Here is a 16,044-nt window from a genome sequence, read left to right on the forward strand (position 1 = left end):
TAAATGCTTATGTATTTACCGAATGATAATTCCAAAATTTTTTGCATGGAAAGTGTTGCTGATATAAATAATGAAGAAGACAGCAAAATGTTTCCTTACCTGGAACACATTGCGATGCGTTATTGAATTACCAATGTTTACAAAGCGTGTGACAGCATTGAAAGCTTTGAAGAAAGCATGAATGTATTATTATATGAAGACCGTAATTTTAAAGATTATGAAATTCTGTATTTTGTATTTTCAGGAACAGATGAAGCCATTCAGATTGATCAGTATTTTTATTCTCTAGAAGAAATTGCGGAGTTGTTTGAAGGTAAATTAACGGATAAAATTATTCATTTTGCCAATACCAAATCTCTGAATCTTGATTCAGAAACTGCTCAGTTTTTCTTAGTATTACAGGAGCAAAAGCAATTTCCGGCTATACCCACCCCCATGCTCCTTTTAGCGGTGTGCTGGACTCAACCTTTTTCGGGTTTTATCAGGAAATTGACGATGTTACGGAACTCGTAGAAACACTGTTTGAAGAACACTACGAATTATGCCAACGCTTGGGGTTCCGATTGTATTATTAATATTCACAAAAATAGCTTTTATTAGTTTTTCAGAATATCATCGACAATCTTTAAATGATGATTGGTATGAATTTTTAAAAATTTTAAGGTTTTTGATTTATTCAAATGCCCAAGAAAGGGATGAGCGATATAAGCATTTTTTGATAAATGTGCTATTTGACTTAATTGATGTCTTGCTTTACTCATGAGTTGTATTATACTTTCCTGTGTTGGAATTTCAACAGGGATAAAAGGCTTTGGCGCCTCTATTTTTCCTTTTGGTACATATTCAAAAGTTAAAAACAGCCACTTCTTAATACTAAATACCGGTTGATAAGCAGATGGATCAGTAGTGGTAAGTCCTTTCAAACTACTGTTTATAATGAGTAATGAATGTTCAAGATGCCAGCCAACAGATGCTTTAGACACTTTGAGATTAGTATGATCAATTTCAGGTAGTCGTTTTTCTATTCGTTCCAAAATGCGCTCTATCTTCTCTACTGTATTCATATTTACTGAGTATCGTTTTTAATATCTATAGTAAAGATATTAAATTACCGTAAGTAATTTGCTATTGGTTTGAATAAACAATAGATAAGAAAGCCTGTTAATTGCTTAAAATTTTAATGAGATGATATATAATATTGTTGGAGAAGAGATATTCTACCGGCATAACTTCCAATCTCGATAAAGAATTGAAGAACATATGTCCGGTAAATTTTTGAATTTCTATACGTATCTGAGTGATTTTTGTGAAAGTAAAATTATATTGATAAAATATAAACCTAATACTTCCAGGCGAGAATGCGGCTTATTTTATTTCCCTGTTGCATATCAATCACACGTACTTCAGCCACACCAACTTTCTTTAACAACCGTTTTAAAGGATGTAAATGATCTTTATTTGCAATCAAAGAAGTAAACCAGTTCACCTGATTTTTATATTCCTTACTTTCTTTGATATAATTAGATATAAATTCCAGTTCACCACCCTCATACCAAAGCTCATTGCTCAGTCCTCCAAAATTATGCAGGGTTTGCTCTGGTTTTTTACCTTGTAAATTTTTGAGCTTGCGAAACGTTTGTTTGTAAGCCTCTTCTTTTGATTTAAAAAAGGAGGATTGCATAATACTACGTGAAATTTTTCCGTGTCAGAGATGATATTTTTTAGTATATTTTTTTTGTTTGGTTGTAAACGTAAACTAATATTCGAAATTAAATTCGGATTATTGTTAATAATATAAGAGGCTGCCTCCAGTGAAACCGGATTTACATCAGAACCCACAAATTGCCAACCATATTCCGAAACTCCAATGAGAGGGTAAATTATATTGGCTCCAACTCCGATATCCAATATCCGTACATTACTACCTGTAGGAATGCTATTATGATTTGATTCTGCTAATAGATCCGCTATATAATGAATATAGTCAGCTCTTCCCGGAATAGGCGGGCATAAATTATCTTTAGGCAATTCCCAATACGTAAGTTTGTAAACACTCATCAGCAGGGCCTTGTTCAATAGCCTTACCGCTTTCGGATCAGAGAAATCAATTGTAGTATACCCAGAAGGATTTTTAATAATATAAAAAGACAAATCAGGAACATATATTTTCAGTTCATCAAAATCATATAATGTATTATGTTTATTACGCGGATGTAATTTCTTTTTTGATTCTTCCGTTTTTTTCATCCCTTAACTCTTTTTTACAAAATTAGCTTTTTTGCTCTTATCTTGCTTATTTATTGGATTTATCGATTTCATTAATTTCACCTCTGCTAAAATTCTCACTATCCAATTAAAAAATTAGGTTATTAAAATATTAATAATATATTTGCCACATCATTAACTAATAATATCTTATTATTCATTAAATTTTTACATAAACAATTATGAAAAAAGCATTATTTATTTTATCCTTCATTGCTGTAGGATTTGTTTCTTGTGATAAGAGCGACGATAACACCACCGATTCACAATCTAAACTGGTAGGTAAATGGAAAGTTACTTCTCATACTTATTCTGCTACTGTCAACAATCAGCCCATTCCTGATGAAGATATTGATTTAGGTAACATCAACGGAACTATATTTGAGTTTAAAGCCAATAATCAAATGTCTGTGACCCTATTAGATGAAGATACGAATCAATGGGTTACCACACAAGGTACTTACGTGTACAATCCAAGCGAAAATAAAATTACGACAACCCAAACTGAACCAGGTACGACCAATACATATACTGAAGTAATGTATATCAGAGATCTGAATGCAACTGTTTTTAATTTCAGAATGACACAAGAGGAAACCGAAGGAACAAATGTATATAAATTGGTTTTAGATGCTAATTGTACCAAACAATAAGTAGATAGAATCACTTAAACAATTTAAAGGATCAGATTTTCATCTGGTCCTTTTTTATGTGGTATATTCTTTCTTCTGATTTACTTCCGTTCGATAGCGGAGATACAGCATTCTGATTACTTCCGTTTCCTAATTGTCCCAGGTTATTTTTTCCCCATGAGAATAATTCTCCGTTTGATTTTAATGCGAATGAGAAACTATTCCGGCAGCTATCTGTACTATACCTGAAATGTTTTTTTCTACCGGGGTATTATTGGTCTGTATCCCGTTCCCTTGTTCATCACCCCAACTCCAGACCTTACCATTGGCTTTCAACGCCAGAATATGATTTCTTCCCGCCACTACTTTATTCCAGCGTTCGCTTCCTACCTGATAAGGTGCTGTTTCATATTCTGCAGAAGATCCGCTTACCTGTCCGTAGTAATTATCTCCCCATACCCATAAAGTACCGTCTGACTGAAGTGCAGCAGAAAAGAAACCTCCTGCTGCCAATTGTTTCCATTTATTGTCCGTTCCTATCTGAACTGGTGTTGCGATGCCTGTAACCGAAACACTTCCGTTTCCTAATTGTCCTACAGCATTAGCTCCCCACGACCATAAGGTTCCATCTGCTTTTAGAGCAAGGCTGTGCCAGAAACCAGCCGCTATTTTAGTCCAGTTTGTAGCTGTTCCTATCTGTACAGGTGTGGCATTCGCAGAAAAATTATTAGTTCCTCTGCCCAATTGTCCCATACTGTTTCCTCCCCATGCCCATAAGGTTCCATCTTCTCTCACAGCAAGTGTAAAGTCAGATCCTGCTGACACACTTATCCAACGATCGCTTCCAACCTGAACGGGTGTTTGTGTCACTACATTGGTTCCTATTCCCAATTGTCCCAAATCATTTTTACCCCATGCCCACAAAGTACCATCTGCTTTAATACCAAGAGAAAAACCTGTTCCTGCAGTAATGGTTACCCAATTGTCATCTGTACCCACTTTTGCTGCTGTATTCCGGGAATTGGTTGTGCCATCTCCCAACTGGGCATCACTATTAGACCCTGCGGCGAACAATTCTCCGTTTTTTATTTCAAGATAGTGATCACTTCCCGCTGCCATTCGCTGATAGGCAGCGTGATAGGCCACATTGCTTTTCCCTTCAGACCGGGAAATCTGTGCCTGTATTGATAGTGTCAAAAACACTAACAATCCGCTTAAAAATATTTTATGTTTCATGTTTTTTATTTATATAGTTAAGGCTGCTATAAATAGCAGCCTCAATAGGTTATTTTTTGATAATTTTTACAAAGGATTGTTTTCCGTTGCCAAAAGATATTTTTGTCTGATACATACCCGCAGCCAAATGTGAAATATCAAATGTTGCATTTATATATACAGCAATATTTTTTCCTGTAAGATCAAACAATTCTACTTTTGAAATTTCTGTTTCTGAAGATATGGTTACCATCCCGGTTGTAGGATTCGGATACACATTAATTTCTGGTTTGTCAAACGCTTCGTTAGAAGCCGTTTCATCCTGAATGTTTAATGTATAGTCTTCCACCTGTCCGTAATAAGCATTGGTACACGCATCGAATTCACCCGGTTCATAAACATTCCACATATCTTTGATGATTCTCATACGAGTAGTACCTAATACAGCATCATGAGGAATCGTAATTTCAATAGCTACCCCGACATCATCCGTGCCTGTTGAAGGTTCTAAAGAAGCGGTATAATATTCCGTTTCCATATCAAAAGTAAAATCCTGATTCCAATCAATAAACACCCGAACGTCATGTGAAAACTGTCCGTTGGTGTTTCCTTTTACCTTTAAAACATACGTTTCTCCAGTAATAACATCACCTGTGATTTCTGTGAAATCTTCATAAGCCGGTGTTCCGTTTACAGCTTCTGATGTAGTATTATCAATGTTAGCAAATGATACATATGTAATTGGCTCTACATCAAAATCTACCGCTACCTCACAATAATCATCTACAGGACCTGGCAATGCTTCCGCAATTTCTATCGTGTAGTCTTCCACTTGTCCTATAAACCATCCTGTAGGACATGGCAGATTTTCCAATACTCCCATCCATGAATCTGACTCATACGCTTTTACTACTCTAAAACGCGTAGTACCTGTAAGGGCATCTGCCGGAATGGTTATATTCCCTGATACTGTACCTGACTCAACTCCTGTAACCGGATTTGAGTTATCCAGATAACCTATTGTGAATGCTTCATCGGCATCAAAAATATTGTTCTGATTAAAGTCAATATACACATACGCCGATACTGAAGTTTGTCCCTGTGTACCTCCTTTAATGGTCACAGGGTATGTTGCACCCTGATTTGCATTCAGAATTGTTTCGGTAAAGTTTTCTATCGTTGTTGCCGGTGTTTCATTTATTCCGCTGGTATGCGTTATTGATCCAAAAGTTACTTCTGTAATTTCACTTACTGTCAATGTCGTGATGGCGTCATCTCCACAGTAAGGTGCCGGAAACTCTGATGAAGATCCCTGATTAGAAATTACAATTTCAAGTGTATCATATTTGGTATTATCTGTAACAGATACCGCTTTTACCGTTACTGTTCCATTCGCTATCGCTGTTACAAGTCCGTTTGCGTCTACAGTTGCCAGTGTACTCTCATCTAATAAAGACCAATTTACCTGTTGATCTGCTGTTGCTGGTAATATGGTTGCTGATAATTGTAAAGTTCCTCCGTTTGTTGTAATAGCCGGAGCTGCATTTGCTTCTACCTGTATGGCAACAGACGCTATCGGCTCCTGTGCCAGTACACATCGTATGGAAGATCCCTGCCCTCTTACAGCACCCGCTGCAGGATTTGCAATAAGTGAACTTACATAGAAGTATTTTGAACCTGAACTCGAAGGTGTAGAACTCCAGTAATAGAGTCTTTCCCCGATAAAAGTATATCCTGCGCTTGAATTGCTTCTATATCCTGCCGCTGATAATTTAAGACTGCTGCTAAATGCGGTAGCCGGATTGCTTATATTTTCTGCGTTTTTCAAATCTGTCCAGTCAGTCTGAGAAGGCATTTTCCATTGCTCACCTAAGGCTTTACAAGGATCACAGCCATTTACATCTGTAGCATTTTCAGGCGTTGACACCTCCCATTTATCGGTCAGCAAATTGTTTGACCACCAACCATTAGCTCCGGTGCCTGTTATAAAGGCATTTGATGGTGTTTGAAGACCTTCAGGGTTGTTTGGTACAGGCGCAGATACTGTAGGCGAAGTTGTTTTTTGATGTCCGTCATCCCAACGTCCCCACTGAAAGTAATCTCCGTAAGAAGAAGCATCATTGCTCGCTGTTGCTATCTGACTGCTTCCAAGGTTTTGCTGTAACCATATTTTACCATCTGCTGCTCTTACAGTTGCGTACGTAACCGTTTGCCCCTGATAAATAAAAGTTACACATCCGATATCACCTGTATCAGGCCCTGGGAGTGTATTGCTGCATTCTGTATCGGCAACACCTCGTACAATGTTTGTTTTGGCAGGTTTTACAAGACCTGCAGTTTGTGCATGACTTGTTGTATAGCCGGCTAAACCTATAAGTAGGCTGAAATAAGGTAGAATTTTGTTTTTCATTTTTACTTTTTAATAATTTTAATAAATCCTGCTTTTTGATTCTCAAACACTATTTTTACCTGATAGATTCCGGATGCTATGTGCTGAATATTTATTTGAGTTTGTTTGGTTTCTATTACTTTTTTCCCTGTCATATCGTAGATTTCGATACTTTCAAGTGTTAAATCAGAATCAAAGTTCAAAACATCAACTGCCGGATTAGGATAGACTTTTATATGTTGTTTGACAAAATCATCTATAGATGCTGTCGGAATATCAATAATCACTTCTATTTCTCCGAATTTGGTGGTATCAGCAACTGAAGTGGCACGAATAATTGCAGTACCGTTAGTGATTCCCGTTACAACTCCTGTAGTGCTTACACTCGCAAAAGACGCTCCCTCAGCTACAGACCATGTGACATTCTGACTAACTCCTGAAGGGTTAACAATAGCAACCAATGGCAAGGTTTCATTTTGAACAATAATTTTTGCTTCTGCATTATTCATAACAGTAACCATTACATTTTCAACAGACAACACCTGATTTACAGTGACCTGAATTTCTCCGAATTTGGCAGGATCAGCAACTGAAGTTGCACGAACGATTGCTGTTCCATTTTCAATTCCTGTTACAATTCCTGTATTATTTACTGAAACAAAAGTCTGCCCCGATACTACAGACCAGGTTACTTCCTGATTTGCTCCGGCAGGATTAATTGTTGCAACCAATTGTAAGGTTTCATTTAATGCTGATATCTGAGCCGGAACATTATTTTGTGTTGTTACCACTACAGTTTGTACAGCAGGAGGAGTTACTGCTTCTGAAATCTGAATTGTGTAATCTTCTATTTGTCCTAAATACCATGCGTTAGGACATGGTGTATTGATAAAGGTTCCGTTAGTACTCGAAGGATTGTAATACATATTCACTACTCTCATTCGTGTACTACCCGACAAAGCTGACTGAGGAATGGTTACAGAACCTGTCGCTGTTCCGTTTTCTCCACCCGTATTACTTAACATTCCAATATTGAAGGCTTCGTTGTCTGTAAATTGAAAATCATGATTGATATCAATATAAACGACAGATAATATATTTTCCTGACCGTCTGTTTTTCCTTTTACTGTTACAGGATAAGTATTGCCTTTAGATACTTCAAATATCTGATTGGTAAAATCTTCATAAAGGGGCGATGCATCTGTCTGATCAGGGCTTAGATTTTGGATATTATTAAAGTTAAACTCATAAATAGGTAATGAATACCCATCTACACCTTCTGAAGTACAATAGGTATCTGTTGGTAATACTACCGTTATTTGTATTTCACCAAATTTGGTTGTATCGGCTACCGAAGTAGCGCGAACAGTAGCTGTTCCATTGGCTATTGCCGTTGCAATTCCTTCATTGTTTACAGAAACAAACGCTGTTCCGGAAGCTACTGACCAGGTAACCTCCTGATTAGCTCCGGAAGGGTTAACTGTTGCCAACAGTGGCAATGTACCATTAACAGCTGTAATCTGTGCAGCCACATTATTCTGAGTGGTTACAGCTACAGTCTGTACAGCAGGAGTTGTGCTTGTTCCCTGAAGATTAAGAGTATATTCTTCTACCTGACCTGATCTCATATTGGTAGCACAAGGTCCTGAAATAGCATTCGGTGCATCAGGGTTGGCAAGTGCGCTTACATTAGTATTTTTCACAATACGCATTTTTGTAGGTCCGTTTAATGCTGTAGAAGGAATAAGAATATTCGAAGTAATTGTTAATGCGTTGAATGGATTTTGAGGTTCTAATCTACCTATATAGAATGACTCGCCAGCATCATCAAATAATCCGTTCTGATTAAAATCTATATAGACCATAACATCACTTGGAAATGTACTGGAAGGTCCTTTAATAGAAATTGGATATGTCTGACCTTTTGTAAGATCTGTTGATATATTTGTAAAGTCTTCATATATCGGTGTTGTCGGTACTGTAGATGTAGAAACATTATCAATCGTATTGAATACAACACGCGTTACCGGATCTGCACTGTATTGATATACGGGTAAACAAAAACTCGTTTTTTCCCATTTAAAACTATAGCCGCTCGGTGGCAATGTTGAAGAATTAGTTGTAATACGATCGGTATTTTGTATTGATGCTGTTGTTGAAGTCCAGTTACTGCTTGACACTCCATTCGCTTTTCTGGAATTAAAATCTGCATTGGTACTTCCTCTGAGCCCTACTTCGAGTAATTCAGAACTTGGAGTACCTGTTACCTGTAAATCATATACAATCTCAATTGTTTGATTTTCATTTAGGTGAATCTGAAAATTCCAATCAAAATAAGATGAAGTACTTGTAGATGTAGAGTAAGGTCTGAAATGTAAGTACTCAATTACAAAAGATCGGTTTGGCGCTGTACCAATCGTTTTATAACTTATTTGAGCTGTTTTGCCGTTTACCTGAAACAACCCGTTTAAGTCTGCTCCCATTGCTGAAATAACTCCATCATAGGCTGTATTGTCAGAAACAGGTCTGTTTTTTATCGTTTCAATAGTACCAAATGCAACATAACCATTTGTGAATACTTTTAAACCTGTATAATCTATATTATTAAAGTTAAAAGAAAAAGGAATCGTATTATCTGCGATATTATATACTACATCATCCAGTGACGAAGGGCCTGAAGCACCTGTAGCTGTTGCTAAAATCGTTGGATTTTCCAACAAAGTAAATGTTTTCTGTATCTGACTGAATTCGTGATAAGCAACTTGGGCATTCATCAGATTTATACTAAAAATTAGTAAAATGAAACCTATAGATTGTCTCATTTTATTTGCATGTGTAACAAAATAGGTATTTCTTTCCATGGAATAGTAATTTAGATTCCACAAAATTACTTATTTAGATTAAATAAAAATAAATGTAATCTTATTTTATATTTATTTAATCTTATTAAATATTTTATTCCACAACTAAAAAAATGTTAACTAAATAAAAAGGATAAATGGAAGAAAATGGCTGTTAAATAATATTTAATTAGCAAGAATGCGTGCTTATAAATCAATAATTTTGTTGAAAATTGAACCTATGCGAATTTTTTTAGTCTTAGTTATCATTATCCTTCTTGAATTTTACTCTTATATTTTTGTTCAAAATCTTACAAAAAACAAGATAGTTCACTGGGCATATATAATAATAAATTTTGGAGCTGTCTTATATTTTACTTATTTCTTATTGAATCTAGACAGAAGTAAAGGCCAAAATCACAATACCATGTTTATCATGGGCATTCTATTATTGATGATCATCCCTAAGCTTATCATTACTCTATTGTTAGGATTTCAGGACATCATGCGCTTACTGATAGGTACTTTTAATAAGATTATCCAAAATACTACTACTACTTTTTTACCCGACAGAAGAAAGTTTGTAAGCCAGATTGCTTTTGGTATGGCCGTGATTCCCTTCTTATCGATATTATATGGAATCACGAAAGGGAAATATAATTTTAAGACCCTTAAGCAAAAGATTTTTTTTGATGATTTACCAGATGCATTTGACGGATTCAGAATATTACAACTTTCTGATCTCCATGTAGGAAGCTGGGACAATGAAGAAAAAATAAAATACGGTATTGATCTGATCAATCAACAAGAGGTAGATTTAATTGTTTTTACAGGGGATTTAGTGAATAGTCTGGCCAATGAGGCTGATCCGTGGCTGGATGTTTTAAAAAGAATAAAAAAAGCACCCTACGGAAATTATTCTGTTTTAGGAAATCACGATTACGGAGAATATGTCAGATTTGATACGGAAGCAGAAAAGGCAGCTAATTTTGAAGCTATAAAAGGTACACACCCAAAAATCGGTTTTCAATTATTGCTGAATGAGCATGTTTTTTTAAATAAAGATGGTGAGAAAATTGCTTTGGTAGGTGTTGAGAATTGGGGTCTGAATTTTAAAAAAGCAGGAGATCTTGCTTTAGCTGGACAAGGATTAAATCCTGATGATTTTAAGGTGTTGCTGAGTCATGATCCTTCTCATTGGGATGCAGAGGTAGTTAATAATCCTCAAAAATATCAACTTACCTTATCCGGACATACTCATGGAATGCAGTTTGGTATTGAAATTCCCGGCTGGTTCAAATGGAGTCCTGTAAAATATATTTATAAACAATGGGCAGGTCTGTATCAGAAAGGAAAGCAATACATTTATGTAAACAGAGGGTTTGGTTTTCATGCCTATTCAGGAAGAGTAGGTATTATGCCTGAAATTACTATTTTGGAACTAAAAAAACTTGTCTAAAAAACAGATTTTAATTAAAAGTTTCTAATTTTGTAATCAACTCTAACTGATCTTTATGTCAAAATTCGGCGATTTAATAAACAGTCCGGTTCCGGTTCTTTTGCATTTTTGCTCTGACCACAATGTGGAGTGTAATCAGATGAATAAAATTTTAGAAGATGTTTCTTTAGAAATGGGCGATAAATTATCTATTATTAAAATAGACATTCTAAAAAATAAGGAACTTACCGAAGCATTAAGAATAAAGACAATACCAACATTGATGGTTTATAAAAACGGTGCCATGGTATGGAGACAATCAGGAATGATTGACAAAAGCTCTTTGGTTACCATTGCAAAAGCTTTTAATTAAGAACATCGAAAGTATATCCTCTCGTTTTTAAAACTTCAATGCATTTTGGAAGCAATTGTTGTAAGGTATCATAAGCTTTGATACTGTCATGAAATACAATAATGCTTCCTTTTGATACATTTTCAGTTACCATTTGTAAGGATTTGGCTACACCGAATTGCTGATCATAGTCTTTGCTTACAATATCCCACATAACAATACGGTATCCACTTTTTAACAGTCCCGCTGTCTGTACAGGTGTTATTTTACCATAAGGAGGGCGAAACAGCCGCGAATTTATTTTATAATATTTTTCTATTTCCCGGCGGCAATCCTCTACATCCTGAAAATAAGCAGAAGCAGTACACCCCCAACCTTTTATATGATGAAAAGTATGATTGCCGATTATATGTCCGTCAGCAATAATTTTTTCAAAGATTAACGGGTGTTTTCTTATATTGTCTCCAATACAGAAAAAGGTTGCTTTTATATTTTCAGCTCTCAAAACATCAAGTACCCATTCTGTAATTTCAGGAACAGGTCCGTCATCAAAAGTAAGATATACTTTTTTTTCCTTTGTCTTTACTTTCCACAGTTGATTGTGAAACAGGATTCTCAAAAGTGCTGAAGATTTTAGAAACATAAAAAAAGCGGTTACTTGTGTAACCGCAATTTATATAATTTAATTGATTCCGCCACCGAGTGCCTTATACAATTGTATGAGGGCATTCCATTGGGCAAACTGTGTATTTACAACACTTAACTCAGCGTTAAGTTCATTTTCTTTAGCCGTCAGAACTTCGATATAACTTGCCATACCGTTATTCAGCAATTCTTCAGAATACTCAACAGCTGTACTATATGCCAAAGCTTCTTTTTCTTTCAATACTGCCTTTTTTTCCATTGTTTCATAGGTATAAAGGGCATCCGACACTTCTTTACTTGCGTTTAGGATGGTTTGCTTATAGTTAAGAAATGCTTTTTCTTTTGTAGTAAGACTTACCTCGTATTGCGTTCTGATTTGTCTTCCATTCAAAATAGGCTGCGCAAGTCCGGCAACAAAATTTCCAAACAGAGAAGTAGGATCAAACAGTTTTGCAAAGTCTACAGATTGCAACCCTCCCGTAGCCGTCAGCCGCAAAGTAGGATAAAAAGCCGTTTTGGCAACATTGGTCATTTCAAAAGCATTGATTAATCCGTTTTCTGCTGCAATAACATCCGGACGGTTCATCAGCAACTGAGCAGGGAAACCTGTATTCAGATCAATATCAAAATATTGAGCGTCTAACGTTGAGCGTTCAATTGTATGAGGCATTTCTCCTAATAAAACACTGATTACATTTTCCTGTATTTTGATATTGTTTTCAATATCCAACAACAAAGCTTCTGCATTAAACAATTGCGCTTCCGTTTGTTTTACTGCAACCTCTGTAATTCTTCCGGCATCTTTCAATGCTTTGTTAGTTTCCAGACTCTGCTGGCGATTCGCAATCGTACTCAATGCAATGGCTTTTTGTTCATCTAATGCCAATAATTGAAAATACGCTGATGCCACACTCGATATTACCTGAGTTTTTACTGCCTGATGTGTTGCTACAGTCTGTAAATAACTGGCTACAGATGCTTTTTTCTGACTCGTTATTTTACCCCATACATCAAGTTCCCAACTTACATTGGCAGTAATGTCATATTGATCCAGACGCTGACGTCTACCAATAATTCTACCGATCTGCGTATTTTCTGAGTTCACAGAATGTGTATAGTTGGCTCCTAAATTTAAAGTAGGATAATATCCCATTTTACCTTGAAAAACAATAGATTGAGCTGCTGTAATGTTTTCAATAGCTACTCGTATGTCAATATTGTTTTCAAGTGCTTTTTCGATATGATTCGTAAGAACCGGATCCTTAAAGATTGTTTTCCAGGATACCTGTGCCATTGATAAACTATCCTGAGGCAGATTATCAGAACGGAAATAACTCTCATTAATCACTTCCGGGCGTTCATAGTTTTTTGTCGCCAGACAGGATTGTAAAGTGGCTCCAAGAACGACAATCGCTAATGTTCTATATAAAATTTTCATAATTAATCTTCAATCGGTTTATTAAATTTCATTGGCTTAACTTTTTCCTGCAGATTCTGGAAAACCACAAACAATACAGGAATCACAAATACTCCGATTACGGTTCCGATTAACAATCCGAACGCCGCTCCGGTACCGATAGATTTATTTCCTGTTGCCCCTACTCCTGCAGCAAATACCAATGGCATAAGACCGAAGATGAATGCAAAGGAAGTCATCAAAATAGGACGTAAACGCGCTTTAGCTCCTTTGATTGCGGCATCAACAATAGAACTTCCGGCCTGGCGGAAATGCAATGCAAACTCCACAATCAGGATGGCATTCTTGGCCAGTAACCCTAAAAGCATGATTAAAGCAATCTGAAAATAAATATTGTTTTCCAAACCGGCTACCATCTGTGACAAATAGGCTCCCATTACCCCGAAAGGCAACGAAAGAATAATAACAAACGGAAGAATATAACTCTCATACTGTGCCGATAAGATAAAGTATACAAATACCAAACTCAATATAAAGATCAATATGGTCTGAGAACCTGCGTTGATCTCCTCACGGGTCAATCCAGAGAAATCGATACCGTAATTGGTCGGAAGTTTTTGCTGTGCTACTTCCTGTACCGCTTTGATGGCATCTCCGGAACTGTATCCTGCAGCCGGAGCTCCGGTTACATTTGCCGCCGTAAATAAGTTGAAACGCGACAATGATTGCGGACCGTAAACTCTTGTCAGGTTTACAAACTGAGATACCGGCGACATCTCACCTGTTGCAGTTCTTACATATAAATGATTGATCACATTTGCATCGGTTCTGGTATCCGGCAATGCCTGTACCATTACTCTAAACTGTTTTCCGTATTTGGTGAAATCCGAAGCATAAATACCTCCGATATACCCTTGCAACGTGGACAGAATATTGGTTACCGATACACCGCTTTCTTTTGCTTTAGGAACATTAATATCTAATTGATATTGAGGGAATCCGGTATTATAAGATGACTGCGCATACATAATTTCTTCACGCTGCATCAGATTTCCTAAGAATTCCTGTGTAACCTTATCTAATTGCTGAGGAGAACCTCCCGCTTTATCTAATACTTTTAATTCAAAACCGGAAGACATACCAAAACCAGGTACACTTGGCGGTTCAAAGAAAATAAATTTTGCCTGTGGCATCGTACTACCCAAACCGAATAATTTTTTTACAATCATCGGACTTGACATTTCTTCGCTTTTTCTTTCTTTAAAAGGTTTTAACCGAACAAAGGCCAAACCATAGTTAGATCCTGAACCGTTGATCAAACTTCGTCCTGTGGTATAAGTAACCCCCACAACACCCGGAATTTTAGAAGCTTTTTCCTGTAGTTGTTTCATTATCTCAGCCGTTCTGTCCATAGATGCTCCGGCAGGTAACTCAACATTGGCAAAGATCATCCCCCGGTCTTCGTTAGGTACGAATCCAGTAGGCATTGACTTATTTGCAATATATACACCTGCAAAGGCAACTAAAAACAAGATAATGGTCACCCATTTATTTTTAAATAAAAATTTAAAAGATCTTCCGTATTTATCTGTCATTGCATTAAATCCCGCATTGAAAGAACTAAAGAATCTTTTTACAAATCCTTTTTTCTCATGCTCACCTTCAACATGCGGTTTAAGGAATAAAGCACATAAGGCAGGACTCAGTGTTAAAGCGTTTACTGCAGAAATAAGAATTGCTACAATAAGCGTTACTCCAAACTGTTTATAGAAAACCCCTGTAGGTCCGGTAATAAAAGTTACAGGAATAAATACAGCTGCCATCACAAGAGTAATGGAAATAATAGCTCCTGTAATTTCATTCATGGCACTCAGTGTGGCTGTTTTTCCATCTTCTCCCGTAGCTTCAATCTTGGCGTGAACGGCCTCTACTACTACAATTGCATCATCTACCACAATACCAATGGCCAGAATAAGAGCAAAAAGGGTAAGTAAGTTGATAGAATATCCGAACAGATTCAGGAAGAAAAAGGTACCAATAATAGATACCGGTACCGCAATCAGCGGTACCAAAGTAGATCTGAAATCCTGTAAGAAAATATACACTACAAAGAAAACGAGGATAAAGGCTTCTATCAGTGTAGAGATAACTTTACTGATCGATGCATCCAAAAATTCATTGGTATCGTAGTTGATTGTATAATCAATTCCTTCCGGATAATTTACTTTTAATTCTTCGAGTTTTGCTTTTATAGCAACGATAATATCCTGTGCATTAGAACCCGGTGTCTGAAAGATACCCATTGATACTGCCGGGTATCCGTCATTACTACCAATTCCGGTATAGGATTGAGACCCCAGTTCAATTTCAGCGATGTCTTTCAAACGCAAAAATTGTCCGTTGCCCAATGCTTTAATAATAATATCTTCATATTGCTCAACCGAACGGTATTTTCCAGTATATTTTATGGTGTACTGGAAAGCAGATCCGCTGTTTTGTCCAACCTGTCCTGCAGCAGCTTCCAAACTTTGCTCGTTGATTGCTGCTGTTACGTCAGTCGGCACTAATTTATAAGCCGCCAGTTTTTCCGGATTTAACCAGATACGCATCGAATAGTTTTTACCACCGAAAACCTGAGCATCTCCAACTCCGTAAATCCTTTTTAATTCAGGGATTACGTTGATATTTAAAAAGTTTTGAAGATACGTATCGTCATAACTTGGGTTAGTGGTATAAAAAGACAGGAACATCAAAGCCGAACTTTGCTGTTTTTGCGTTACAACTCCTGAACGTGTTACCTCAGTAGGCAACAAAGGTGTTGCACGGGATACACGGTTTTGCACGTTTACCG

General features: G+C 36.7%; 10 protein-coding genes and 3 pseudogenes. 4 read left to right on the top strand and 9 right to left on the bottom strand.

The features are described 5' to 3' along the window. Window positions 1-177 precede the first annotated feature (177 nt). Window positions 178-575, top strand: a pseudogene (locus QW060_RS23070) (DUF6642 family protein). Window positions 576-596: 21 nt separating this feature from the next. Here the strand turns inward: QW060_RS23070 and QW060_RS23075 are convergent. Together QW060_RS23075 and rlmF are read right to left on the bottom strand one after the other, a co-directional pair. Beyond that, complete coding sequence (locus QW060_RS23075) at window positions 597-1,064, bottom strand: DUF1569 domain-containing protein (RefSeq protein WP_290362384.1); 468 nt, start codon at window positions 1,062-1,064, stop codon at window positions 597-599. A gap of 338 nt (window positions 1,065-1,402) precedes the next feature. Beyond that, a pseudogene (gene rlmF, locus QW060_RS23080) lies at window positions 1,403-2,247 on the bottom strand (23S rRNA (adenine(1618)-N(6))-methyltransferase RlmF); the annotation flags it as partial. A 200-nt stretch (window positions 2,248-2,447) separates the two neighbouring features. Here rlmF and QW060_RS23085 point away from each other — a divergent pair. Further along, a complete protein-coding gene (locus QW060_RS23085) occupies window positions 2,448-2,918 on the top strand; it encodes a hypothetical protein (protein ID WP_290362382.1) in 471 nt (156 codons plus the stop codon). A 31-nt stretch (window positions 2,919-2,949) separates the two neighbouring features. Here QW060_RS23085 and QW060_RS28685 read toward each other — a convergent pair. From QW060_RS28685 to QW060_RS23100, 4 genes and pseudogenes are all read right to left on the bottom strand, one after another. Next, a pseudogene (locus QW060_RS28685) lies at window positions 2,950-3,090 on the bottom strand (RCC1-like domain-containing protein); the annotation flags it as partial. 8 nt (window positions 3,091-3,098) lie between these two features. Next, complete coding sequence (locus QW060_RS23090; RefSeq protein WP_290365249.1) at window positions 3,099-4,133, bottom strand: RCC1 domain-containing protein; 1,035 nt, start codon at window positions 4,131-4,133, stop codon at window positions 3,099-3,101. Window positions 4,134-4,182: 49 nt separating this feature from the next. After that, window positions 4,183-6,522 (bottom strand): GEVED domain-containing protein, encoded by a 2,340-nt coding sequence (locus QW060_RS23095; protein WP_290361862.1) that lies wholly within the window; start codon window positions 6,520-6,522, stop codon window positions 4,183-4,185. 2 nt (window positions 6,523-6,524) lie between these two features. Continuing rightward, window positions 6,525-9,386 carry a GEVED domain-containing protein gene (locus QW060_RS23100; protein ID WP_290361861.1) on the bottom strand — a complete coding sequence of 954 codons (2,862 nt, stop codon included), beginning with the start codon at window positions 9,384-9,386 and terminating at the stop codon, window positions 6,525-6,527. Window positions 9,387-9,582: 196 nt separating this feature from the next. Between QW060_RS23100 and QW060_RS23105 the strand changes: the two genes are divergently transcribed. Continuing rightward, window positions 9,583-10,800: a metallophosphoesterase gene (locus QW060_RS23105; protein WP_290361860.1), complete on the top strand. Its 1,218-nt coding sequence runs from the start codon at window positions 9,583-9,585 to the stop codon at window positions 10,798-10,800. A gap of 55 nt (window positions 10,801-10,855) precedes the next feature. After that, window positions 10,856-11,152, top strand: a complete 297-nt coding sequence (locus tag QW060_RS23110) for a thioredoxin family protein (RefSeq protein WP_290361859.1) — start codon at window positions 10,856-10,858, stop codon at window positions 11,150-11,152. Here the strand turns inward: QW060_RS23110 and QW060_RS23115 are convergent. The 3 genes from QW060_RS23115 to QW060_RS23125 form a co-directional block, all read right to left on the bottom strand. Further along, window positions 11,145-11,774 carry a polysaccharide deacetylase family protein gene (locus QW060_RS23115; protein WP_290361858.1) on the bottom strand — a complete coding sequence of 210 codons (630 nt, stop codon included), beginning with the start codon at window positions 11,772-11,774 and terminating at the stop codon, window positions 11,145-11,147. The two genes, QW060_RS23110 and QW060_RS23115, sit on opposite strands and share 8 nt — an antisense overlap. Window positions 11,775-11,813: 39 nt before the next feature. Further along, window positions 11,814-13,214 carry an efflux transporter outer membrane subunit gene (locus tag QW060_RS23120; RefSeq protein ID WP_290361857.1) on the bottom strand — a complete coding sequence of 467 codons (1,401 nt, stop codon included), beginning with the start codon at window positions 13,212-13,214 and terminating at the stop codon, window positions 11,814-11,816. 2 nt (window positions 13,215-13,216) lie between these two features. Next, a partial coding sequence (locus QW060_RS23125) for an efflux RND transporter permease subunit (protein WP_290365250.1) occupies window positions 13,217-16,044 on the bottom strand: 2,828 nt, incomplete at its 5' end.

This window comes from Paenimyroides ceti (assembly GCF_030409925.1).